Genomic DNA, 22,517 nt, shown 5'->3' with positions numbered 1-22,517 from the left:
TTTATTCAAGGACCGCGCCAAACGTCGCGCATGTCAGCTCTGAAAGGCCGCATCGAGAAAGTGCGGATGATCGCGCAACCAAATGCACATTCGCGCGTTATGCCCGGTTATTGCGACGCACAATCGCTTCGCCAACACCCCTATCTTACCTCGCCCTCGCCGATCAACGCGAACGGTCCCCACATCGCGGGATAAGCGTTGCGCGGCGATGAGGCATCGTCGAGATAGGTTAACATCGCGCGGCGCAAGGCTTCGGCACGACCGAGCTTCGGTTCGTTCTTGAGCAGCTCGAACGTCGATGTGGTCAAGCGGGTCGCAGCCTCCGAATCCACGGCCCAATGCGACACCAGGAGCGCGCGGGCACCTGCGTAGAAGAACGAGCGCGCCAATCCCGACAACGCCTCGGCACCGGGCTTGTCGCCCGCGATGGTGTTGCAGGCGGACAGCACAACCCAATCGGCATTGAGCTTGAGCTGGGCCACTTCGCTCGCGGTGAGAAGACCATCGTCGAGCTCCGTCGGCTGGTCGGGGATGGAGAGCGCCAGCGAGGGCTCCCCCAATCCCTTGACGTCGCCGGCGACAAGGCCGTGGGTGGCGAAGTAGATGATGCCGTATTGGGCAAGCGCTGCACGCTTGAGCGTCGTTTCGCTGGCGTCGCGGCCGAGATGGATGTCAGCCTCGGCAGCGCCGACGTCCCTCGCCACCGCGTTCAATTCGTCGGCGGTATCGGGCAGCTGCGGCAGCGCCTGGGCCAGCCGCGCACGATCCACGCCTGCGCCGCGCCAGAAGTCGGCATAGGCGATCGTCGCGATGCTGCGTGCGGCGACCTTGCCGTTCGCGGCACGCCGGTCGGCAGGCCCTTCGGCTGCAGGGTTGAACACAGGATCGCCGAAACCGGTCATCGGCTTGACACTTTGATCCCTGCGGGCAAAAGCGCGCAGCGATTTGAGGCTGATCACCGACGGCAGGACCGAAACGGCCTGACCCCGCAGCAGCCAGGCAGCACTGCGATAGCCCTCGAGCCGGTCCGGGATCGCAGCCTGTGGCTTTTCCGTGACCAGCAGATGAAACGGCAATGCGGTCAATGCCGCCGACGGTACGACCAGCAGGTTGCGCTTGTCCTTGGTCAGCGCCTCAACCGGGCCGAGCAGCGCGACATAGAGCTCGTTGGCAAGACCGAGGTCGAACAATCCCGATTTGCCGGATGCATCGCGCGCCTTGCCGACATCGAGCCCCCTGCGGAAAGCCGTGACCTTCTGTGCGACCGCGTCCGCTCCGAGCGGAATCTCCTTCCAGTCGACGCTCTCGCGCGTGATCGCGACGACATAGCTCCGCCTGTCGACGACGGAATAGACCACCATCGCCTCGTCGGACGCCAGCAGCGGCTGGATGTCCCTGACGGTCAGCGGCAGCGGGTTGGACAGCGAGGAATAGTCGGGAAACTCGACGGCGAGCGTCTTCTGCAATCCATTGCGCGCGCCCGCGATCGCCGCGATCCGCACGCGGCTGCGCTGCTCGGCCGCGACGTCGCGCTGGGCCGATGGCTTCGACACTGCAGCGATGATCGCCTTGTCGAGCGCTTCGGACTCGGCCGCGAGATCCTGATCCTTGCGCACGAGCTCGGCGAGCCGGTCGCTGCCGGCGGCGAGCCGCACCGCGAGCTTGTTCACGGCAGAAGCGGCAGAGGATTGCGTGCCGCGCTGGATCGCACCGAGCGCATCGTCGAGCGCCTTCTCGCTCGAAAGCAGCGATTGCTGCCGTGCCGCGAACAGGATCGGCAGCACGACGCGCAGCTGCGCACGATTGGCCGCGAGCGTCTTCTGCGCCAACGGCAACGCATCCGCCGTCCGCCCCGTCGCCTGCAGGAAATCGGCAAGATTGCTCGTCGAGGCCGCGACATCAGGGTGATCAGGCCCGAGCGCACGCTCGCGGATCGCCAGCGCGCGGCGATACAGCGGCTCGGCATCGGCAAAACGCTGCTGGTGCTGATAAAGCCCGGCGAGATTGTTGAGCGAGCGCGCGACGTCGGGGTGTTCAGGCCCCAGCACCTTTTCGCGGATCGCGAGCGAGCGCTTGATCGGCGCTTCGGCATCGGCGTCGCGATTGAGGTCGCGCTCGACCTGTCCGATGTTGTTCAGGACCGTGGCGACCGCGGGATGCTCGGGACCGGCAGCCTTCTGATAGATCGCGAGCGCACGGCGGAACAGTGGCTCGGCATCGGCCGGACGCTGCTGCTTGGCGTAGAGCGTGGCGATATTGTTGAGGGATTGACCGACGTCGGGATGCTCGCGCGGCAGCGCCTTCTCGCGCACGGCAAGTGCACGCTTGAACAGCGGCTCGGCCTCTGCGAAGCGACCCTGCCGCTGATAGAGCGCGGCAAGATTGGTCAGCTCGGCCGCAACCAGGGCGTTGTCGGAGCCGAGCGATTTTTCCATGAGTGCGATCGCGCGCTTGTAGAGCGGCTCAGCCAGATCGTCCCGCCCCTGACCGGCATGGACCTGGCCGAGATTGTTCAAAGCGGCCGAGAGATCGCGGCCGTTGTCCTTCTCCAGGCTGGCGACCATCGCCTGCGCCAACGGCAGCGCTTCCGAATATTTTCCGGCACCGATGAGCGCGTTGAGCCGCGCGCTCTCCGCGGCGAGACCTTTCTGCGCAAGGGCTGGCGTGGCGAGCGAGGTGGTGATGACGAGCGCGAGAGCCGCCGTCCATGCCAAACGTTGACGCGTCATGACCCCTCTCGCTGCGAGCCCGAAAACCATCACGGTCATGGGTCGCGGCGATCGGTAGCCGCGTTCAAGCGGTTGCGCCCTGGTCCACCTTCGTGCGCGCTTCGCCAGCGAGACGGACCAGCATCTTGCGCAGCGCCGTGCCATCCGTCACCCGCTCCGGGAAGTCCAGCCGCAGCGCGGCCTGGCCGACCTGCATGTCGAGGCCTTCAGGATCACAGCCGGTACAGCGCCAGTCGCCCTCGGCGGCGCCGAGCAGCTTTGTGGCATAAAGATTGAGGGCGTCGCGATGGTCGGCGTTCATGTGCTCGACGGCGCTTGCCTCCGCCACCAGCAGGTCCTCGGCGCCGGTGAGGTCCGTCAGGAATTGCTCCGGCTTGAGGTCGACGATCCGGCCAAAGCCGGCGACCAGATGGGTTCCCGTGGGCCGGATCCGGAAGAAGGAGAAATCCTTAAAGGAAACAAAGCCTTCTGCCGAGGGATGAGCACTCAGATACCGTCGCTGGAGCAGATCCCTGTCGGAATCGGCCTCCTCGGCCCGGCCGGAGAGCATGATCCGGGCGCCTTCCAGGGGATCGCCGGCCGCGCGCTCGTCCAGCATCAGCGAGACCCTGGAGTCCGCGAGGACGTTCTTGGTGTGCACGGCAAGGCGCGAGATCAGCAGGATCGGCGAGCCGTCGGGATGGCTGGCCAGATTGACCAGGGAACAATAGGGATCGCCGCTGCCGGCCATCAGCGTCGCCAGAGCCCCCTGCCGAGACCGCCTCAGCAGCGATTTGGCGAGCTTTGCGGGGTCGAAATCGGGGGTCGGTTGCATCGGCTTTCTCGGCTCAGGTGGTTGCAAGGAGGGCCTTTTTTCGGGTAAACGGGGGTCCGGTTATGGGTCGAGATGCGGCGAATCTGCCGTGTTTCGTGGAACTTGGTCACACTTCAGCCCAGCTTGCATTGCTCGGTGACAAGGTTCGAACGCCACTTCGGCACCCATGTATGCGGCGCATCACTGATTGCTCGCCGTTTCAAGCCACGACCCAAACGGAAAGCAGAAAGCAGAGAGGCTCATGCCCACAATCGCTTTGGTCGACGACGACCGCAACATTCTCACATCCGTCTCGATCGCGCTGGAAGCCGAAGGCTACCGTATCATGACCTACACCGACGGCGCCTCCGCGCTCGACGGTTTCCGCACCACCCAGCCCGATCTCGCCATCCTCGACATCAAGATGCCGCGCATGGACGGCATGGAGACGCTGCGTCGTCTCAGGCAAAAGTCCGACCTGCCGGTGATTTTCCTCACCTCCAAGGACGAGGAGATCGACGAGCTGTTCGGCCTCAAGATGGGCGCCGACGACTTCATCCGCAAACCATTCTCGCAGCGTCTGCTGGTCGAACGCGTCAAGGCGGTGCTGCGGCGCTCGGCGCCGAAGGACCCGACCGTCGCGCCGAAGGAGAATGACGCCAAGGCGCTCGACCGCGGGCTGCTGCGCATGGACCCCGAGCGCCATACCTGCACCTGGAAGAACGAGCCGGTGACGCTGACCGTGACCGAATTCCTGATCCTGCAGGCGCTCGCGACCCGGCCCGGCGTGGTGAAGAGCCGCAACGCGCTGATGGACGCCGCCTATGACGACCAGGTCTATGTCGACGACCGCACCATTGACAGCCACATCAAGCGGCTGCGCAAGAAGTTCAAGGTGGTCGACAACGAGTTCGAGATGATCGAGACGCTCTACGGCGTCGGCTACCGTTTCAAGGAAGCCTGAGGGCGCCCCCTCCACGGCGATCGAGAGCATCTCCGGTTCTCGTTCCATCGGGACGAGGATCGCTCTAGGATGCGCGGACCTTCGCACGGGCCGTCCTAACGCGGGCGTAAGCATTGCTTGACCGAACGCAGCCTGACCCTAACCAGAGCGCCGGGGATATCGCATCCGACGGCGTTCAGGAGCACGTTGCCGACAACAAGCCGCAGGGCTTCCGGCCGCTGAACTGGCTGAAACGCGCCGGGCAGTTCTTCTTCGCGCTGTCCTTCTCGAGCCTGACCCGCCGCATCGTCTCGCTCAACCTCGCCGGCCTCGTCGCGCTGGTGGCGAGCATCCTGTACCTGTCGCAATTCCGTGCCGGCCTGATCGATGCCCGCGCCCAGAGCCTCCTGGTCCAGGCCGAGATCATCGCCGGCGCGATCGCGGCGTCTGCCACGGTGCAGACCAACGCCATCACCATCGATCCCGACCGGCTGCTCGACCTCAAGCCGGGTGAGACCTATGGCGGCTCGGACGAGTATTCGCCGTTGGACTTTCCGATCAATCCGGAGCGCGTCGCGCCGGTGCTGCGCACCTTGATCTCGCCGACCAAGACGCGCGCCCGCATCTACGATCCGAACGGCAGCCTGCTGCTCGACAGCCGCAACCTCGAAAACGTTCTGCGCTTTCCGCTGCCGCCTCCGGCCGAGAAACCCGGCATCATCGAGCGTGGCAAGGTCGCGGTGCGCACCTGGCTGAACCGCGGCGACCTGCCGCTCTATCGCGAGCTCGGGCCCGAGAACGGCAACGGCTATGCCGAAGTGGGCGACGCCCTCCAGGGCCAGAAACGCTCGATGGTGCGGGTCAATGCACGCGGCGAGGTGATCGTCTCGGTCGCCGTCCCCGTGCTGCGCTCGCGTGCGATCCACGGCGCCTTGATGCTGTCGACGCAAGGCGACGACATCGACCAGATGGTCACCGCCGAGCGCCTCGCCATCCTGAAGGTCGGCGGCGTCGCCGCCGCCGTCATGATCATGCTGTCACTGCTGCTGGCGAGCACGATCGCAGGTCCAGTGCGCCGGCTCGCCGACAGCGCCGAACGCGTCCGCCGCCGCATCAAGGCCCGCATCGAGATTCCCGATTTCACCCGCCGCCGCGACGAGATCGGCCACCTCTCCGGCGCGCTGCGCGACATGACCAGCGCGCTCTACAGCCGCATCGAGGCGATCGAGATGTTCGCCGCCGACGTTGCCCATGAATTGAAGAACCCGCTGACCTCGCTGCGCTCGGCGGTCGAGACGCTGCCGCTGGCGCGCAACGAGAACAGCCGCGCCCGCCTGCTCGAGGTGATCGAGCACGACGTCAAGCGGCTCGACCGGCTGATCTCCGACATCTCCGACGCCAGCCGCCTCGATGCCGAGCTGCAGCGCCAGGATGCGATCCCGGTCGATTTGCGCCGGCTGCTGACGACGCTGGTGTCCGTCGCCAACGAAACCAAGCTCGGCCACGAGGTCGCGGTCGAAACGCGCTTCGAGGGCCGCAGCCCGACCGACACCTTCGCCGTGAGCGGCCACGATTCCCGGCTCGGACAGGTCGTCTCCAACCTGCTCTCCAACGCGCAATCCTTCTCCGAACGCGGCAGCAAGGTGCGCCTCACCTGCCGCCGCGTTCGCTCCGAGATCGAGATCGTGGTCGACGACGACGGTCCCGGCATTCGCGAGGACGCGCTGGAGCGCATCTTCGAGCGCTTCTACACCGACCGCCCGCATCAGGGCTTTGGCCAGAACTCCGGCCTCGGCCTGTCGATCTCCAAGCAGATCGTCGACGCCCATGGTGGACGCATCTGGGCGGAGAACCGCCCTGGCCCGCCGGACGTCGACGGCACTCCGACAATTGCCGGTGCGCGCTTCGTGGTCAGGCTGCCAGCGCTATGAGCGAAGGCGGGCCCAGCGTTCACGCCTCTGCCGTCAAGGTCGGGCCTTACGCCGTGCTGATCCGCGGGCCCTCGGGGTCCGGCAAGTCGCGGCTTGCCTTCGATCTGATCATGGCGGGGCGCTCGGGCATCGTGGAAAGGGCCGTTCTGGTCGGTGACGACCGTGTCCATCTGGCGACACTCGGCCACGAAATTGAGGTCCGCCCCGCGCCTCGCCTGGCGGGCCTGATCGAGATCCGGGGCCTCGGAATCCGCCGCTGCGACTTCGTGGAGCATGCGACCGTCGGTCTCGTGGTCGATCTGGCCGCAGCCGACGCGGAGCGCCTGCCACCGGCCGAAGCCCTGAAAACCAGCATTTTTGGTGTCGAAATACCGCGAATCCCCGTTGCCCGCGACTATTCGCCCCTCCCCCTGGTTGTTGCGGCCTTGACCACTACCAAGAGTTCATCTTCCGTTAACCCCTCAGGCGATTGTTTGAAGGGAAATGGTAACCATATGAACCCCACTATCGCGACCGAATAGACCGGCGCAGCTCCCCTCATCCATCCGTCTAGATTCAGGGAGATACGCAACATCCCCTCTTGCGCGGGGGCTCTGGATGGTCAAAGTGGCGCGTTCGTGCGGTGCACCAAAAGCGCCCGCGAGGAGTTTTCCGATGATTGGTCTAGTACTTGTGACCCACGGGCGCCTTGCCGACGAATTCAAGGCAGCGCTTGAGCATGTCATGGGTCCACAAAAGCAAATCGAAGCGATCACGATCGGCGCCGAAGATGATTCCGATCTCTGCCGAAGCGACATCATCGAGGCGGTGAACCGCGTCGATTCCGGCGACGGCGTTGCGATCCTCACCGACATGTTCGGCGGCACGCCGTCGAACCTGGCAATATCCTGCATGAGCCGGCCCAAGGTCGAAGTGCTCGCGGGCATCAACCTGCCCATGCTGGTCAAGCTTGCCAAGGTGCGCGAGGAGCGACCGCTGCCCGACGCGATCGCGATGGCGCAGGAAGCTGGCCGCAAATACGTCACCATCGCCAGCCGGGTGCTCGCCGGCAAATGAGCGAGGAGGCGCCACAAGCCGCGACCGGCGTGCCCGCGGGCGCGATCTCCAAGGATCTCCTGATCATCAACAAGCGCGGCCTGCATGCGCGCGCCTCGGCGAAATTCGTCCAGGCGGTCGAGCGCTTCGATGCGCAGGTGTGGGTGACGCGCGGCGGCGAGACCGTCGGCGGCACCTCGATCATGGGCCTGATGATGCTCGCCGCGGGTCCCGGCACGACGATCACGGTGGCGGCGGCAGGAACCGACGCCGAAGCCGCGCTCGCGGCGATCACAGAGCTCGTTGAAAGCAAGTTCAACGAGGAAGGGATTTAGGGGCTTCGTCATTCCGGGGCGATGCGCAGCATCGAACCCGGAATCTCGAGGTTCTCAGGTGCGCAATCGCGCACCATAGTTCACGCTTCGCGTGCCCCGGAACGACAATAACCCTCACTTCCCCGGCGGCGCGAAGTAGATGTTCCAGCTCATCGACGGGCCGGCCTTGCCGTTGGTGAAGCGGCGCGTGGCCATGACGATGCGCTCGGCGTTGGGCGCTGCGTCCGACACCCATTTCTCGAACGCGGGCAGGCGGCCGTCGGTCGGATCGAACACGCCGATGAAGCCGTACTTCCTGGCGTCGTCGCGCGAGGTCAGTCCGGAATCCCAAGCCTCCAACGGCAGCAGCGCGGACGGATGATCCGGGCTGTAGAACACCAGCGGCTGGATCTGCTCCATCGTGCCGGCAACGACGGCCCAGCGCGTACCGAAGCGGCTGTGCCAGGCCTGGGTCAATTCGCGCGCGAGCTCCGAGCGGGCGCCATAGATCTGGGCGTTGCCGGCATTGGCCGCCATCTCGCGCGCGGCGATCCAGGGCGACGCGGCGAGCGTCGCGGCGCTGAGCACGAGCCAGATCGCGGCGATGTTGAACAGCGCGGCGCTCTGCACGCGCAGCGTCGGAATCGCGACCAGTGCGAGCGGCACCAGGAAGAACAGCGAGATGCCCCAATCCGTCTTCATGTAGATGCCGAAGGCGAGCGCGCCGAGCGGCGGGCCGACTGCGACGATGACCTGGACGATCCAGACATTCAGCGCCTGCGAGACATTGACCCCTGCATTGGCGCCACGCGCCCAGGCGCGCGTGACGATGCGCAAAGGCGCAGCCAGCAGCAATTTGACCCATGGCGGCACCAGCGCCATGGCCAGCGCCGCGAGCGCAACCGGCAAGGCCAGCAGCGCGAAGTTATGCAGCACATAGCCCGCGACCAGCTGATGCAGCTGGGCCTTGTCCTTGAGGCTGTAGGTGTCGCCGGCATAGGTCAGCGGCACGAAATGCGCATCCGCCAGCCAGATGAGGTGCGGGATCATCGCCGCGACCATCGTGCCGATCGCCACCCATGGCGCGGGCGATGACAGGAAACGCAGCCGGTCGCGATGGATCAGCGCAGCGAGGCCGATCGCGCCGATCATGGTCAGCACCCAATATTTGGTCATCAGCGCCAGCGCGCCGGCAAGCCCGAGCAGGATTCCGGATTGCCAGCTCCGCTTCTCGAAGGCGTTGAGATAAGCGAGCACCAGAAGCGGCAGCGTGACGAGCTGCAGCAGGTCCGGGTTGTACTTGAAGCCCTTGAAATTGAAGATCGGGTAGAGCGCGATCATCACCACGACCAGGAACGCGCGGCGCGCATCGACCACGCGCAAGGCGATCAGCCAGCAGATCACCATGCCGACGCTCACCGTCGTCATCGCCAGCGCATAGGTCGCCCAGTCCGCCGCCGGGAGCGCCTTGAACCAGAGGCCGGCCACCCAGCCCGACAGCGGCGGGTGCTTGCCATAGCCCCAGAGGAATTTCTGTCCCCAGCCCCAGGCTTCTGCGACGTCCATATGAACGTCCTGCGCCGCCTTCAGATTGATCAGGATGAAGGTCCAGAGCACCGCATGCAGGATGGCGAATTGGATCACCAGCCACAATCGCGCCTCGGGGCGGGTCGCACAGGCGACCAGGAAGGCCCGGAAGCGGTTGTAACTCAGGCGGGTCCTTGCCCGCGCTCCGGCAGTGGAAATTGAGGTCGTGGACATGGCCGTTGCGTAGCGCGTTTTGGCCCGTCGTGGAATCAGCTTGGCGTGAACAAAGGCCCTGAAAATACAGCATTATGGTTGCCGCACGGGGATGTGAGTGGTATCCCGCGCCCATGACGACCGTCCCCATTTCCAACATCCGCAACTTCTCCATCGTCGCCCATATCGACCATGGAAAATCGACGCTGGCCGACCGCCTGATCCAGATGACCGGCGGTCTCTCCGACCGCGAGATGGCGGGCAAGGAGCAGGTGCTCGATTCCATGGACATCGAGCGCGAGCGCGGCATCACCATCAAGGCGCAGACGGTGCGCCTCGCCTACCGCGCCAAGGACGGCAAGGACTACATCTTCAACCTGATGGACACGCCCGGCCATGTCGACTTCGCCTACGAGGTCTCGCGGTCGCTGGCGGCCTGCGAGGGTTCCCTGCTCGTGGTCGACGCCAGCCAGGGCGTCGAGGCGCAGACGCTCGCCAACGTCTACCAGGCGCTCGACAACAATCACGAGATCGTCCCGGTCCTGAACAAGGTCGACCTGCCCGCGGCCGAGCCCGAGAAGGTCAAGCAGCAGATCGAGGACGTCATCGGCATCGACGCCTCCGACGCGGTGATGATCTCGGCCAAGACCGGCCTCGGCATCCCCGACGTGCTGGAAGCCATCGTCACCCGCCTGCCGCCGCCGAAGGGCGACCGCGACGCCACGCTGAAGGCGCTGTTGGTCGACAGCTGGTACGACGTCTATCTCGGCGTCGTCGTCTTGGTGCGCATCGTCGACGGCACGATGAAGAAGGGCCAGCGCGTGCGCATGATGGGCACGGGCGCCGCCTACGACGTCGAGCGCGTCGGCTTCTTCACGCCGAAGATGCAGCAGGTCGAGGAGCTCGGCCCCGGCGAGATCGGCTTCATCACCGCCGCGATCAAGGAGGTCGCCGACACCCGCGTCGGCGACACCATCACCGACGACAGGAAGCCGGTCGCCGAGATGCTGCCGGGCTTCAAGCCGGCGATCCCCGTCGTGTTCTGCGGTCTGTTCCCGGTCGACGCCGACGACTTCGAGACGCTGCGTGCCGCGATGGGCAAGCTGCGCCTCAACGACGCCAGCTTCTCCTTCGAGATGGAGACGTCAGCTGCGCTCGGCTTCGGCTTCCGCTGCGGCTTCCTCGGGCTTCTCCACCTCGAGATCATCCAGGAGCGACTGTCCCGCGAGTTCGACCTTAACCTGATCGCGACCGCGCCGAGCGTGATCTACAAGATGAAGCTCACCGACGGGCAGGAGATCGAGATCCACAACCCCGTCGACATGCCCGACGTCGTCAAGATCGCCGAGATTGACGAGCCCTGGATCGAGGCGACGATCCTCACGCCCGACGAATATCTCGGCAGCGTCCTGAAGCTGTGCCAGGACCGCCGCGGCGCGCAGAAGGAGCTCACTTACGTCGGCTCCCGCGCCATGGTGAAATACGACCTGCCGCTCAACGAAGTCGTGTTCGATTTCTACGACCGCCTCAAATCGGTCTCCAAGGGCTACGCCTCGTTCGACTATCACCTCACCGACTACAAGCCGGCCGATCTCGTCAAGATGCAGATCCTGGTCAATGCAGAGCCGGTCGACGCGCTCTCGATGCTGGTCCACCGCACCCGCGCGGAGGGGCGCGGCCGCGCCATGGTCGAGAAGATGAAGGAGCTGATCCCGCCGCACATGTTCCAGATCCCGATCCAGGCGGCGATCGGCGGCAAGGTGATCGCCCGCGAGACGGTGCGCGCGCTGCGCAAGGACGTCACCGCGAAATGCTACGGCGGCGACATCACGCGCAAGCGCAAGCTTCTGGAGAAGCAGAAGGAAGGCAAGAAGAAGATGCGGCAGTTCGGCAAGGTCGACATCCCGCAGGAAGCCTTCATCGCCGCGCTGAAGGTCGACAGCTGAGGCGACGCACGGGACGGGCCGCCCCGGTCTGCGGGGTGGCAAACAAAAAGTTTGAGAACAACCCCATGCACAGTAGCCGCCGCCTTGGCGGCACTGTGCTTTTTTGATTTTTACGAAATCGGTTTGCTCCGTCGGGCAAAACAGGGGTATGGTGGCATCATCGGAGGGGGCCGGATGAGCCAGCACGATCGTCGATCTGATCTTTTCAAGTGTCGATCATTCATGCACGGAGTTATTTCATGGTCCGTGCAAATATCATCCGTCGCAGGATATTTGACAGCCTAGGCGCTGCGGCAGGCCAGGTTTCTGCAATAGCGTCGGGGACGTTCATTGCTTCGGCCCGCGCGCAATCGGCTCAGAAAAGATAGGGGTCGTTCCCGCGCGCATGACGGAGCCCGGTCGTGACATCGCGTCACAGAACAATTGCGTGGGGCGTTGGGCACGTGGTTGTTGGCTCGGGTCCGCGCCCGCGCTATTGTGGTTGAGCCTCAATGAGCGGAGGTGACATGCAGCGACGCGAATTTCTCGTACTGATCGGTGCCGCGGCGGCCTGGTCACCCCTTGCTCGCGCGCAACAGCCAAAGAAAGTCCCCCAGATTGGCTTCTTGACCACCGGCTCGATCGAGCAAACTCGCACTTCGATGGCTGCCTTTCATCAAGGACTACGCGAACGCGGTTATATCGACGGAGAGAATATCATCGTCGAGTTTCGAGCAGCCGATTCGAAGGTCGAACAACTCCCGGCCTTGGCGAGTGACCTCGTCCGTCTCAATCCTGCTCTTATCGTTGCACAGAATTCACTTGCTGCGCGGGCAGTACAGCAAGCTACCAAATCGATTCCTGTTGTTGTGCCAGTCATGGGCGACCCAGTCGAAGACGGACTCGTCGCCAGCATCGCCCGACCAGGAGGTAACATCACGGGACTAACCTTCATCGGCCCGCAGCTTGTTCCCAAGCGGCTTGCGCAATTGAAGGAAGCATTGCCCAAGGCGTCTCGGATAGCAGCGATTTGGCACCCGGCTGCATACGGCAAGACGACAACTCAAGGCATGATCACCGCTGCGGAGTCCGCATCAAAAGCCGTGGGCGTTCAGCTGCAACTCATTTCCGTCCAAGATCCTGACGGGCTGGGCGAAGCGTTTTCCGCGCTTGCGGGCGCGCGTGCCGATGCAGTCTTCCTGTTTCCCAGCCCGATGTTCTTCGTTGCACGCAAGCGCATCGCCGACCTCGCCGCAGAACATCGGCTGCCGCTGTTTGCCATCGGCAAGGAATTTGTTCAACTTGGTGCGCTCATGTCCTACGGAGCGGATATCATCGACTTGAACCGGCTATGCACTGATTTCGTCGATAAAATCCTCAAGGGCGCCAAGCCCGGGGATCTGCCGGTCGAGCAACCAACCAAGTATGAACTGTTCGTCAACCTCAAGACTGCAAAGACACTCGGGATCGAACTACCTGCTACATTGCTGGCCCACGCGGACGGTGTGATAGAATGATTTGCTGATGCAAGTCGATGCATTCAAGCCCGCGGACGGCCAGCCTTTTCGAGACCTCGTCCCGTTTCCGATAGACCGTCGTCTGGGTGCCAAGGGGAGTGGTGGACACGGCGCTCAACGCGCCTTTGCCCACCCTACGAAAGCTGTGCTCGCCTTCGCTCCTCGCGGCAAATCCTCATTGCATCTTCTTCGCCTCGACGTACCGGGCAAAATTGTCGAGGATCGCCTGCCAGCCGCCCTGCTGCTGCTCGACCGAGTGCGTGGTTTCGGCGTCGAAGACGACACGGACCACGACGCTCTTCGGGCCGGGTACGAACTCGACTTCGGCCTTGCGATCACCGAACGCGTATTCGATCCGCTTGTGCTCGATGATCCTGGTGTAGGTGCCGGCGAAGTCGAAGCCCATGCTGCCGTCCTTGGCTTCCATCCGCGACGAGAAGGCGCCGCCGTCCCGCAGGTCGACCGTCGCCCTGGTCGTGTGCCAGTCGTCGGACGCGGCATTCCACTTCACGATGTCGGCTGGCGTCGTATAGGCACGCCAGACCTCATCGATCGGGGCGGCGACGCTGGTTTCGACGGTGATCCTCATGGGCATTGCTCCAGTTGCGACTTTGACGCTCGAATTGACGGAATCACGTCACGTGTGCCGGGTCCAATTCCAGCACGCTCGGGACGTGTCCACCCAAGGACGATCGAGACCGACCTATGCCGACATGGTCGGGCCGTCAATGCGCTCAAAAAGTTTGAACGCACCGAGATTGTGTGCTGTCGGGAAGAAATGGCAGCCCGTAGGATGGGTCGAGCTCTTGCGAAACCCGCCGCGGGACCAGCGGCGTCGCATCCGGCAATGCCTGTTAGCTCAATCCGATTGTCAGGATAAGCTTGATGGGTTTCGCTTCGCTCTGCCCATCCTACGAGCTACTGTCCGGAATTTATTGGCGGACGGCCGACAAGGGTGATGAATGATGGTGGACGATTGTCCATCGACCGTCGCGTTTTGCGAGCACCATGGTGAAGCGTGACGGACGAGGCGTATCGTTTTCCGCGGCCCGGGCAAAATTATAGAATCCGGTCCCTACGACTGACGTCTCGCTGAGGACAATGGTACGCCTCTCGACGATCGTGTTCTTCCGACCGCTGCCGGGCAACTCCTGGAAATATTTTCGTATCTCTTCGGTGCCTTCGGAAATCACCGGGCTTGTCGTTCCGAGCAGGATCGCATCGGAGGCGTAAAGGCCGACCAGCGCATCGCGGTCATTCGCGCTGTAGGTGGCCGACCACTGCTCGATCACCGCATTGGCTTCTTCTGCCGGTCCCGCGACCGCAGCCACTGCGGAAGCTCCCAACCAAATGGCCAGCGCGAGCACAAGATGCTTCATCATCGTCTCCCAGATAATCGAATGTCGCGAATGGTCAGGCGAATACTCCGCCACTCTAGCCGTCCGAAACGCGACGGCATAGACCACGGCCGCAACGCTCTCGCATCAGAGACTTGTTGCTGCGGCCATCCTTCGAGACGCCCGCTTAGGCGGGGCTTCTCAGGATGAGGGCGGAGTGCGCGGCAGCAGTTTCAATGGGCACTGACGCTGTCAGCCTCATTCCGAGGAGGCGCGTTAGCGCCGTCTCGAACGACGAGGCGTGCCAGCAGGCCGCGGCCACCAGCAGGGCTAAACTCGACGGCTTTCGATTGCAGCTTCGCTCTTCGAGCAAGGTCGCTCGACCATCCTGCGCCGATCTTCAGATCGGCCTTGTCTTCTCCCGGATGGCCATCGACCGTTTCAGGACCTGCTCGGCATCGGCATAGCGGCCTTGATACTTGTAGAGACCGGCGAGGTTTTCCAGAACGCCGGCGAGATCCGGATGATTGGGGCCGAGGGTTTTCTCGAAAGTGGCCGCCGACCGCTTGAACAGCCGCTCGGCCTCCGCGTTACGGCCCTGACGCCCGTAGAGCGCAGCCAGATTGTTCTGTGCCTGCGCGATGTCGGGATGATCCGGGCCGAACGCCTTCTCGGTCACCGCCATCGACCGCTTCAGCAGGCGCTCGGCATCGGCATAGCGATGGCGATTGATATAGGCGTCGGCCAAATTGTTCATCAGTACCGTGGCTTCGGGATCGTCGGGACCGAGCGCCTTCTGCAGCACGGCGAGGCCTCGCTTGAATAGCGGTATGGCCTGATCGTACCGGCCCTGATGGCTGTAGACCGCGCCGAGGTTGCTCAACGCCATCACGATCGACGCATCATTGGGGCCGACCGTCTTCTCGCTGATGGCGATCGAGCGCTTGAGGAGCGGCTCCGCTTCCGCATAACGCTCTTCCGCGCGATAGAGATCGCCCAGATTGTTCAGCACCATTGCGACTTCGGAGTGATTCGGGCCTAGCGTCTTCTCCTCAATGGCCAGCGCGCGCTTGTACAGCGGTTCGGCGACAGCGTATTGGCCGAGATTGTAATGGATCGTGCCGAGGTCGTTCAGCGGCGTCGCGACGGCCGCATCGTCAGGGCCGAACTCCTTCTCGCGAAGGGCCAGAAACTTCTGGGCCAGAGGCAGCGCTTCCATGTACTTCCCGGCCCGATAAAGCACCTTCATCTGCCGCGCGAGCGTGCTCGCCTCGTCCTCTTCGGCATAGGACGGCACGCCGAACGACAGGCTCAAGGCAAGCGCAGCAACTGCAACGCAGATCGATTTTCTCAGGGTCCTCATCGCGCCTTCCCTCGTCGCGGCTATTGGGACTTACGCGCCGTTGGTGCGCCCGGAAGCCGGACAGGTTCAATGCAGCCGCGGCTTTCCGACCCGACCGACCGCGCGGGCGCGGCCGCATGCCATTGGCAGGCGTGAGTAATTCATCATTGCCCGAGCTGCTGAAGCACGGCAGACCACAACGCGAGCGGCTCCCTGAGGCCTCCGGGTTCGTTCGGCTTCTGGCGAACCGCCGTGTGCACCATGACGAGCTTGGACGCGGGATCGACCAGGATGACCTGACCGCGGATGCCGAGCAGGGCAAATCGGCGCTGCTCGCCGGGGAGGAGCCATACCTGATAGCCGTAGCCGAAATAGCGCGTGGCCACGCGCGGAGCGAGATGACCGTCCTCTGGCCTGACGGTCGTGGCATCCAGCAGCCACTGCCGGGGGATCAGCTGCCGGCCTTCCCAGGCGCCGTCATGGGCGAGCAACCGGGCCAGGCGCGCATAATCGCGCAAGGTTGCGTTGAAGCAGCAATAGGCGATCTCCTGCCCGCTGCCGTCGATCACCCATGAGGCATCAGCCTCGGTGCCGATGGGGTCCCAGATCCGGTCGCGGAGATAGTCGGCGACCGGCGTGTCCGTGGCGGCGCGCAGGACCAAGCCCAGAATCTCGGTTTCAACGCTGGCATAGTGGAATTTGGTGCCTGGCGGCGCGGTCCGCGTGTTGAACTGCGCGACGATGGCGGCGGGATCTTTCGGCGGGCCGGCGAACAGGGCCCGCCCAAGCCGGGCGATGTCGTCGTTCCCATCATAGACTTCCGAGAACTCGACGCCCGACGACATGTTCAACAAGGCGCGGATGGACGTGTTGCCATATTCCGTGCCTGCAAGGCCGCCGACATAGGTCGAGACGAGGTCGTCGATCGACTTGATCCGTCCCTCCGAGACCGCGATCCCGACCAGCATGGCCACCACCGTCTTGGCCATGGACATCGAGACAAAGCGGTGATGGTCGGTCCGCGCATATTGATAGTGCTCGTAGAGGATGGTGTCGTCCCTGGCGATCAGGAGGCCCGTCACCGGGTTGCGCTTGAGGTAGTCCGCGATGCCGAGCTTTTCGGTACCAAAACCGTAGGTGACCTGCGGCTCCGGCGCGCGCTTGAATTGCCAGGCCGTCGTCGCGCGAGCGACCCGGCGCGAGGGATAGATCTCGCCGAAATGGCTGTAGCTGCCGACGAGCTTGTCGAGCGGGGGAGCGGCTCCGCGCGTGCCGACCGGATAGCCTTCAGCCGCGCCGTAGAGCCCGGCATCGGGACCGCTATCCGAAAAGACCGGCCCCGGCGCGGCGGGCGCGCCTCGGACGTCCTGCGCGCAGGCCAACGGCGCCCAGACCGCGGAAGCAAAAATGACGGGCAGGAAAAGGCGGCGGCAGCCGCGTGGCCTCAACAGCGCTCCCCAGTTCATTGCACTTGCCTCCTCGCACGCTCGTATGTGTGCGCTTCACGAGAACAACATCGCAGGCTGGTGACGCGCGGCATGCTATCATTGCGAGCGGGCCGCGTCAGCCTGCGGTGGCAACCCGCCTTGCTCTCGCCCGCGGATGAAATCGCAACATGCTACCTGAGCATCGCCTCGGCCTCCGGAGCTACGGATGTATCGGGTCGCACGAACACGAAACGGGATACCGCAGAGATGTGCGCGTCCTCACGGCCATCCTGGCCGATCAGGATGAGGCCCGCTCCGCCATTCGCCACGGTTAGGACGACCGCCTCACCCGCCCACGTCGCGATCGGTTCCATCCCAATGATGAGAAATTCCCCGATCGGCTGGTCCAAATACTGAAGTCTCAGCTGGGGCGCGATCTCGGGGGGCGCCAGAGCAAAGCCAAGCTCTTGCGCACGCAGATAGATCGCCCGCAGCGAAGCCTCGCCTTGGAAGCCGAGTTCGGCAACCGAGACGGTAACAAGCTCAACATCCGCGTTCTTGCGACTGAGAGTGAAGGCCGGTCGAGCGAGTATCTCATCGGCCGAGTTTCCGACGCCGCATCCTATTGCACTCATCGCGCGGCGGAGAGAGGACGTATCCGTGAATGTCCCGATCCGGATCGTCTTCCACACCGAGACATCCGCAGCGGAGCTGATCGGGATCTCCGATCTGGGCGCTGGCGGATCGACCTTGACCACAAGCTGTCTCCGCAGAACATCCTGGGCAGAGCATTGAGCCTCGGTGCGATCTACGTAAATCAAGCTGAACAGGTTGGCGAGCAACAGGATCACAAGTGCATCGCCAAAGTGTCGAGGTGTCGAACGACACGGTCCTTGGATGCTCTGTCGCGACACGACGTGGTCAATCTCGGCGCGCGTCGCGCCGATATCCACTAGCTCTCGATCGCTGAGGACACAGAGGGAGGCTAGCACCCTCTGTCGCGCGCGGCGCTTCTGCAATGCGCTTTGGACTTGCAGGAAAATGCTGTAGGTTTGCAGGAAAATGCTGGCGATCCATGGCGTCGGCGCAGAGCGGTCAATGATGCTCATCGGCGCTTCCCTTCGCTAACCTCTCCTGTGGAGGCTGTCAGGACTTCGCCGGGCACGCTTGACGTGCGGCTTACATTTTCCTTACCGACGGCTTATTTCGTGGCCATGCCTGGTATAGATCGGCACGCACTGCAGAGCGGACTGACGTTCGCGGCTTACATTTTTGCTTTCGAAGGCCTATTGTCCATTGGTGACTGCTCCGCGCCTCCGGCGTATAGAGGGCAGGCTTGGGGAATGGTGTCATGCGCTGTTTCTTCGAGGACTGTGTGTTGGACACCGAGCGGCGCGAGTTGCGGCGCGGCCCCGCTATCGTGCCCACGACACCCCAGGTTCTGGATCTGCTCGAATTTCTGATCCGCAGCAGGGATCGCGTCGTCAGCAAGGACGATCTCGTCAATGCGATTTGGAATGGCCGAATCGTGTCCGATGCGGCGCTGACCACCCGGCTGAACGCCGTCCGGCGTGCGATCGGTGATTCCGGTCAGCAACAACGTCTCATCAAGACATTTCCACGAAAGGGCTTTCGTTTCGTGGGCGTGGTGCACGATGAGGATCGACAACCAGCAACCGCGGCGGCGGTTACGATCCCAGTTGCCTCTTCAGCCGACGTTGACGAACGGCAATCCGCCCGCTGGCTTGAGAACATCAGAGGTCGTTTGAAGCTCGTCGGCAGGGTGCTGGCATTGGTCGCCACCATCGGCGCGATTGCCGGCGGCCTTGTCGGATACTGGAATGTCTGGAAGACGGTCCGCACTGACGCCGGGCGGGAAGCTCAAAACATCCAAAAACAACCGACAATTGCACCCGAGATTGAGCCTCGCCTCTCCCTGGTCGTGTTGCCCTTCACCAACCTCAACGACGACCCAGCGCAGGACACATTTGCCGAGTCCCTCTCGACAGATTTGGCGACCGATCTCGCGCGAACGCCCGCCACGCGCGTTATTGGACGCGACGTGGCCTTTTCCTACAAGAAGAAGGCGATTGATTTGCAGCAGCTCGGAACGGATCTCCGCATCCGCTGGGCCGTGCGGGGCGCGGTGAGACGCAACGGAGACCAGGTGCGGGTCAACGTATCTCTAACCGACCTTCGGACCGCTCGCGACATCTGGTCGGATCGGTTCGACGACGACCTTGCAAACCTGGCCGCCTTGCACGGTACCATCACGGCGCGACTTCTCTGCGTTGCACACTTGCATCTCCGTCAATACGAGGAAGCCCTCCAACAGTGCAGCCGCTCCCTGAATATGTCCGGTACGGACTATCAGGCTTATATGAGGCTGATCTCGGCTTTCGGGTCGACGGGGCGGAACACATCCTAAGTTCACATTGCCGCGGCCCATCGCACGCTGATTTGTGCTCACGCGCATTCGTGCCTGCTGCTGCTCAGTACCCGCGCTTTGCGAGTAACCTTGCCCTACGCCGCCCGATGGGCCACCATCCCTCCCGCGCACCACCGCCAAAACCAACAGCGCCGAGGAAACGCATGAGCAAGCCGTCACGCTTCGACTATGGCTGGGTCGTTGTCGCCGCGGGCGCACTGATGACCTGCGTCGGATTCGGCACGATGCTGTCGCTGGCGGTGTTCCTGCAGCCGATCTCGGAGGCGATGGGCTGGTCGCGCGCCGGTGTGTCGGCGGCGGCGACGCTGGATTTTCTCTTCATGGGATTCGCCGCGTTCCTATGGGGCACGCTGTCGGACCGCTTCGGCACCCGCATCGTGGTGCTCTCGGGAAGCGTTCTGCTGGGACTGGGTCTCGTCACCGCGAGTCAGGCCGCAAGCCTGTGGCAATTCCAGCTTTGCTTCGGCGTGCTGATCGGCATCGCCGTGGGCAGCTTCTACGCACCGATGATGGCGCTCGCGAGCGCCTGGATCGAGAAGAACCGCAGCCTCGCCGTGGCGCTGGTCTCCGCCGGCATGGGCGTGTCGCCGGTGACGGTGGCGCCGGCCGCGAGCTGGCTGATCACGGCCTATGATTGGCGCACCGCGATGCTGACGATCGGGATCGCTGCGTGGGCGCTTCTGATCCCCGCCTCCTTCCTGGTGCGTCCGGCGCCGGCAGCCGCCCGCCCCTCAACCGCGGATGCTGCGCCGGAGGTCGAGCTGAGCGCGGCGCAGGCGCTGCGCACGCCGCAATTCATCGCGCTCGCAGCGGCGCATTTCGCCTGCTGCGCGGCGCATTCCGGCCCGATCTTCCACATGGTGTCCTATGCGATGGTCTGCGGCATCGCTCCGCTCGCAGCGGTGACGGTCTATAGCGTCGCCGGCGTCTCAGGCCTCGGCGGACGCCTGCTGCTGGGCGTGCTGGCCGATCGCATCGGCGCGAAACCGGTCCTTGTCGGCGGGCTGTTCGTGCAGGCGATGTGCATCGCGACGTATCTCGGGGTGGCGCAGCTCGGCGAGTTCTACGCGCTCTCGGTCGTGTTCGGCCTCGCCTATGGCGGGGTGATGCCGCTCTATGCGGTGCTGGTGCGCGAGTTCTTCGGCGCGCGCATCATGGGCACGGTGTTCGGCGCCGTGTCGGCCTTCGCCAGCCTCGGCATGGCGCTCGGGCCCTGGGCCGGCGGCATCGTATTCGACACGTTCCAGCAATACACCTGGCTGCACGCCGGCTCCTTCGCGATCGGGCTTGCGGCGGTCGCGGTGGCGTTGAGTTTTCCGACCAGACGGCCATCGCTCGATCTTGGCCGCGCGACGGCGTGAGACCGACCTGTGGCGATTGCCGGATCTGATTTTCCCAGCCGAACGAACTGCGTCATGACGATCATTTCCCTGGAACGGACCGCCGACACTCTTCCCGCGGATTTTCCTGCGCTGGAGGTCGATGCCAGGGACGATGGACACGCGCACATGACCCGTCTGGCCGCGGAATTCGCAACGGATCGCGCCATGTTTCACGCGATATTCACGTGCCACCTGGATGGCAGATTGGCGGGCATCGGAGCGATCACCGACGAGCCTGCACCGGCGCCGGTGCCCATGTGGCGGATGCGGCGGTTTTACGTGCACCGGGACTGCAGGAGGCGCAAGGTCGCCAGGGCCATTGCGAACGCCTTGCTGCAAGAAGCTGCGGGCAAGGTCGCAGCGGTCACCGTCCACGCAGGAAATGCCGACGCAGTGCGGTTTTGGGAAGCGATGAGATTCACCGGGGTCGACGGCCAACCCTGGTCTCACCAAGCACATCTGCCGATCCTTGGGCCCTCCCCCAGATCGTGAGCGGCTCTGCCAAGCCTTGCCTCGACGACCGGATGGACTTCTGACGGCGATCGGATTGGTGTAGCATTCCCTTGTGATCAGATCGTTCTGGCATCGCGAGAGGCCAAATGAAGCGACGGGCGTTTCTCGGCTTCTTGGCAAGTGCGACGATATCGGCGCGCGAAGCATTGGCCCAAAAGCGCGTTCCGGTCGTGGGATTCGTCGGATTTGCCACGCCGGAAGTCGACAATGCGGTGCTCGTTCCGTTCCGGAAGGCGCTGGCAGAGCTGGGTTACGTGGAGGGCCGCACCATCGTCATCGAGGCCCACTCGACGGCCGGCGACGTGTCGCGGGGCCTTGCATTGATCGACGACTTCGTGGCCAGACAGGTGGACGTCCTGCTTTCGCCGGGCCCGGCCGCAGCACGCGCGATGATCAGGAAAACCAATATTCCCGTCGTCGCCGTGGCGCTGCCCGCGGTGCAAAGCGACCCTGAATTGTTTCAGAGTCTCGCGCGGCCGGGCGGCAGCCTCACCGGCTTCGCCGCGTTCGGCGAGGAGATGTCGGCCAAGCGCATCGAGATGATCCGGGAGATCCTGCCTTCGCTGAAGCGGATCGGCGTCTTGAACAATGCGACGGACCCGACCTTCAGCGCCTGGGGCGCGCAAACCATCGAGGAAGCACGACGCGCCGGGCTCGAACCGGTGCGCCTCGGACTGACGAGCGCGTCGCCGGCCGCGGTTGCCGAGCAATTCAACGTGCTCGCGGGCGCCGGCGGCAACGCCGTGATCGTCATTCGCGACTACATGACCGCCGCAATGCAGGACGCAATCTGCCGTATCGGCATCGACATGAAGATCGCCGTCATCGGCCAGCACAGGGAGTTCGCGCATGCCGGCGCTCTGATCAGTTATGGCGCCGACATCGGCGACCTGTTTCGTCGCGCTGCGGGCTATGTCGATCTGATCCTGAAGGGACAGAAGCCCGCGAACATGCCGATCCAGCTGCCAACCAAATTCGAGCTGGCCGTCAATCTCAAGACTGCGCGTGCGCTTGGCGTGACGATCCCGCCCACCATTCTCGTGCTGACGGACGACGTGATCGAGTGATCCCTCGTTCAATGTCCGTCGGAGGATCGCGGCGTAGGCCGATATATCGCGGTTGAACCAGCGGATCCGTTCG

Annotated in this window: 19 protein-coding genes; 11 read left to right on the top strand and 8 right to left on the bottom strand. The window is 63.9% G+C overall.

Going from position 1 to position 22,517, the window contains the following annotated elements; genetic code table 11:
- Window positions 1–140: 140 nt before the first annotated feature.
- Together P0R31_RS29010 and P0R31_RS29005 are read right to left on the bottom strand one after the other, a co-directional pair.
- Entirely contained in the window at window positions 141–2,729 is a 2,589-nt protein-coding gene (locus tag P0R31_RS29010) for a CHAT domain-containing tetratricopeptide repeat protein (protein ID WP_275517837.1), read from the bottom strand.
- Between the two features lie 64 nt (window positions 2,730–2,793).
- Window positions 2,794–3,543: a HugZ family protein gene (locus P0R31_RS29005; RefSeq protein ID WP_275517836.1), complete on the bottom strand. Its 750-nt coding sequence runs from the start codon at window positions 3,541–3,543 to the stop codon at window positions 2,794–2,796.
- A gap of 241 nt (window positions 3,544–3,784) precedes the next feature.
- On the opposite strand from P0R31_RS29005, the gene P0R31_RS29000 reads away from it, so the two are divergent.
- The 5 genes from P0R31_RS29000 (at window position 3,785) to P0R31_RS28980 (ending at window position 7,766) form a co-directional block, all read left to right on the top strand.
- Window positions 3,785–4,486, top strand: a complete 702-nt coding sequence (locus P0R31_RS29000) for a response regulator transcription factor (protein WP_008542552.1) — start codon at window positions 3,785–3,787, stop codon at window positions 4,484–4,486.
- Window positions 4,487–4,599: 113 nt separating this feature from the next.
- Window positions 4,600–6,396 (top strand): sensor histidine kinase, encoded by a 1,797-nt coding sequence (locus P0R31_RS28995; protein ID WP_275517835.1) that lies wholly within the window; start codon window positions 4,600–4,602, stop codon window positions 6,394–6,396.
- Window positions 6,393–6,917 (top strand): HPr kinase/phosphorylase, encoded by a 525-nt coding sequence (locus P0R31_RS28990; protein ID WP_275517834.1) that lies wholly within the window; start codon window positions 6,393–6,395, stop codon window positions 6,915–6,917. Before P0R31_RS28995 ends, P0R31_RS28990 begins: the two co-directional genes overlap by 4 nt.
- A 133-nt stretch (window positions 6,918–7,050) precedes the next feature.
- A complete protein-coding gene (locus P0R31_RS28985) occupies window positions 7,051–7,452 on the top strand; it encodes a PTS sugar transporter subunit IIA (RefSeq protein WP_007597752.1) in 402 nt (133 codons plus the stop codon).
- Entirely contained in the window at window positions 7,449–7,766 is a 318-nt protein-coding gene (locus P0R31_RS28980; RefSeq protein ID WP_275517833.1) for an HPr family phosphocarrier protein, read from the top strand. The genes P0R31_RS28985 and P0R31_RS28980 overlap by 4 nt, the downstream gene beginning before the upstream one ends.
- A gap of 114 nt (window positions 7,767–7,880) precedes the next feature.
- Here P0R31_RS28980 and P0R31_RS28975 read toward each other — a convergent pair whose 3' ends face one another.
- Window positions 7,881–9,506: a glycosyltransferase family 39 protein gene (locus P0R31_RS28975; RefSeq protein ID WP_275517832.1), complete on the bottom strand. Its 1,626-nt coding sequence runs from the start codon at window positions 9,504–9,506 to the stop codon at window positions 7,881–7,883.
- Between the two features lie 113 nt (window positions 9,507–9,619).
- On the opposite strand from P0R31_RS28975, the gene lepA reads away from it, so the two are divergent.
- Both lepA and P0R31_RS28965 read left to right on the top strand, forming a co-directional pair.
- Complete coding sequence (gene lepA / locus P0R31_RS28970; protein WP_036041840.1) at window positions 9,620–11,431, top strand: translation elongation factor 4; 1,812 nt, start codon at window positions 9,620–9,622, stop codon at window positions 11,429–11,431.
- Window positions 11,432–11,937: 506 nt separating this feature from the next.
- A complete protein-coding gene (locus tag P0R31_RS28965) occupies window positions 11,938–12,927 on the top strand; it encodes an ABC transporter substrate-binding protein (RefSeq protein ID WP_275517831.1) in 990 nt (329 codons plus the stop codon).
- A gap of 175 nt (window positions 12,928–13,102) precedes the next feature.
- Here P0R31_RS28965 and P0R31_RS28960 read toward each other — a convergent pair whose 3' ends face one another.
- From P0R31_RS28960 to P0R31_RS28940, 5 genes are all read right to left on the bottom strand, one after another.
- Window positions 13,103–13,516, bottom strand: a complete 414-nt coding sequence (locus P0R31_RS28960; RefSeq protein WP_275517830.1) for an SRPBCC family protein — start codon at window positions 13,514–13,516, stop codon at window positions 13,103–13,105.
- A 343-nt stretch (window positions 13,517–13,859) separates the two neighbouring features.
- Window positions 13,860–14,306 carry an SgcJ/EcaC family oxidoreductase gene (locus tag P0R31_RS28955; RefSeq protein WP_275517829.1) on the bottom strand — a complete coding sequence of 149 codons (447 nt, stop codon included), beginning with the start codon at window positions 14,304–14,306 and terminating at the stop codon, window positions 13,860–13,862.
- Window positions 14,307–14,664: 358 nt separating this feature from the next.
- Window positions 14,665–15,627, bottom strand: coding sequence for a tetratricopeptide repeat protein (locus tag P0R31_RS28950; protein ID WP_275517828.1), 963 nt, complete (start codon window positions 15,625–15,627; stop codon window positions 14,665–14,667).
- 143 nt (window positions 15,628–15,770) lie between these two features.
- A complete protein-coding gene (locus P0R31_RS28945; protein WP_275517827.1) occupies window positions 15,771–17,072 on the bottom strand; it encodes a serine hydrolase domain-containing protein in 1,302 nt (433 codons plus the stop codon).
- A 152-nt stretch (window positions 17,073–17,224) separates the two neighbouring features.
- Complete coding sequence (locus P0R31_RS28940) at window positions 17,225–18,142, bottom strand: DUF1127 domain-containing protein (protein ID WP_343299345.1); 918 nt, start codon at window positions 18,140–18,142, stop codon at window positions 17,225–17,227.
- A gap of 242 nt (window positions 18,143–18,384) precedes the next feature.
- Between P0R31_RS28940 and P0R31_RS28935 the strand changes: the two genes are divergently transcribed.
- The 4 genes from P0R31_RS28935 (at window position 18,385) to P0R31_RS28920 (ending at window position 22,444) form a co-directional block, all read left to right on the top strand.
- The gene (locus P0R31_RS28935; RefSeq protein WP_275517826.1) at window positions 18,385–19,461 is read left to right on the top strand and encodes a winged helix-turn-helix domain-containing protein; all 1,077 of its coding nucleotides are present in this window, start codon (window positions 18,385–18,387) and stop codon (window positions 19,459–19,461) included.
- Window positions 19,462–19,625: 164 nt separating this feature from the next.
- The gene (locus P0R31_RS28930; protein WP_275517824.1) at window positions 19,626–20,843 is read left to right on the top strand and encodes an MFS transporter; all 1,218 of its coding nucleotides are present in this window, start codon (window positions 19,626–19,628) and stop codon (window positions 20,841–20,843) included.
- A gap of 54 nt (window positions 20,844–20,897) precedes the next feature.
- Window positions 20,898–21,356 carry a GNAT family N-acetyltransferase gene (locus tag P0R31_RS28925; RefSeq protein ID WP_275517822.1) on the top strand — a complete coding sequence of 153 codons (459 nt, stop codon included), beginning with the start codon at window positions 20,898–20,900 and terminating at the stop codon, window positions 21,354–21,356.
- Between the two features lie 107 nt (window positions 21,357–21,463).
- Window positions 21,464–22,444: an ABC transporter substrate-binding protein gene (locus tag P0R31_RS28920; RefSeq protein ID WP_275517820.1), complete on the top strand. Its 981-nt coding sequence runs from the start codon at window positions 21,464–21,466 to the stop codon at window positions 22,442–22,444.
- Window positions 22,445–22,517 lie beyond the last annotated feature (73 nt).

This window comes from Bradyrhizobium yuanmingense, from assembly GCF_029167105.1.
Classification (GTDB): domain Bacteria; phylum Pseudomonadota; class Alphaproteobacteria; order Rhizobiales; family Xanthobacteraceae; genus Bradyrhizobium; species Bradyrhizobium yuanmingense_A.
This window is presented reverse-complemented; position numbering and strand designations above follow the sequence as displayed.

Bases quoted from the DNA above. Each gene is read 5' to 3' on its own strand.
- P0R31_RS28965 (WP_275517831.1), top strand. From the start codon at position 11,938: ATGCAGCGACGCGAATTTCTCGTACTGATCGGTGCCGCGGCGGCCTGG.
- P0R31_RS28945 (WP_275517827.1), bottom strand. From the start codon at position 17,072: ATGAACTGGGGAGCGCTGTTGAGGCCACGCGGCTGCCGCCGCCTTTTC.
- P0R31_RS28940 (WP_343299345.1), bottom strand. From the start codon at position 18,142: ATGAGCATCATTGACCGCTCTGCGCCGACGCCATGGATCGCCAGCATT.
- P0R31_RS28930 (WP_275517824.1), top strand. From the start codon at position 19,626: ATGAGCAAGCCGTCACGCTTCGACTATGGCTGGGTCGTTGTCGCCGCG.
- P0R31_RS28925 (WP_275517822.1), top strand. From the start codon at position 20,898: ATGACGATCATTTCCCTGGAACGGACCGCCGACACTCTTCCCGCGGAT.
- P0R31_RS29005 (WP_275517836.1), bottom strand. From the start codon at position 3,543: ATGCAACCGACCCCCGATTTCGACCCCGCAAAGCTCGCCAAATCGCTG.
- P0R31_RS28975 (WP_275517832.1), bottom strand. From the start codon at position 9,506: ATGTCCACGACCTCAATTTCCACTGCCGGAGCGCGGGCAAGGACCCGC.
- P0R31_RS28935 (WP_275517826.1), top strand. From the start codon at position 18,385: ATGCGCTGTTTCTTCGAGGACTGTGTGTTGGACACCGAGCGGCGCGAG.
- P0R31_RS29000 (WP_008542552.1), top strand. From the start codon at position 3,785: ATGCCCACAATCGCTTTGGTCGACGACGACCGCAACATTCTCACATCC.
- P0R31_RS28960 (WP_275517830.1), bottom strand. From the start codon at position 13,516: ATGAGGATCACCGTCGAAACCAGCGTCGCCGCCCCGATCGATGAGGTC.
- P0R31_RS28980 (WP_275517833.1), top strand. From the start codon at position 7,449: ATGAGCGAGGAGGCGCCACAAGCCGCGACCGGCGTGCCCGCGGGCGCG.
- P0R31_RS28950 (WP_275517828.1), bottom strand. From the start codon at position 15,627: ATGAGGACCCTGAGAAAATCGATCTGCGTTGCAGTTGCTGCGCTTGCC.
- lepA (WP_036041840.1), top strand. From the start codon at position 9,620: ATGACGACCGTCCCCATTTCCAACATCCGCAACTTCTCCATCGTCGCC.
- P0R31_RS28985 (WP_007597752.1), top strand. From the start codon at position 7,051: ATGATTGGTCTAGTACTTGTGACCCACGGGCGCCTTGCCGACGAATTC.
- P0R31_RS29010 (WP_275517837.1), bottom strand. From the start codon at position 2,729: ATGACGCGTCAACGTTTGGCATGGACGGCGGCTCTCGCGCTCGTCATC.
- P0R31_RS28955 (WP_275517829.1), bottom strand. From the start codon at position 14,306: ATGAAGCATCTTGTGCTCGCGCTGGCCATTTGGTTGGGAGCTTCCGCA.
- P0R31_RS28990 (WP_275517834.1), top strand. From the start codon at position 6,393: ATGAGCGAAGGCGGGCCCAGCGTTCACGCCTCTGCCGTCAAGGTCGGG.
- P0R31_RS28920 (WP_275517820.1), top strand. From the start codon at position 21,464: ATGAAGCGACGGGCGTTTCTCGGCTTCTTGGCAAGTGCGACGATATCG.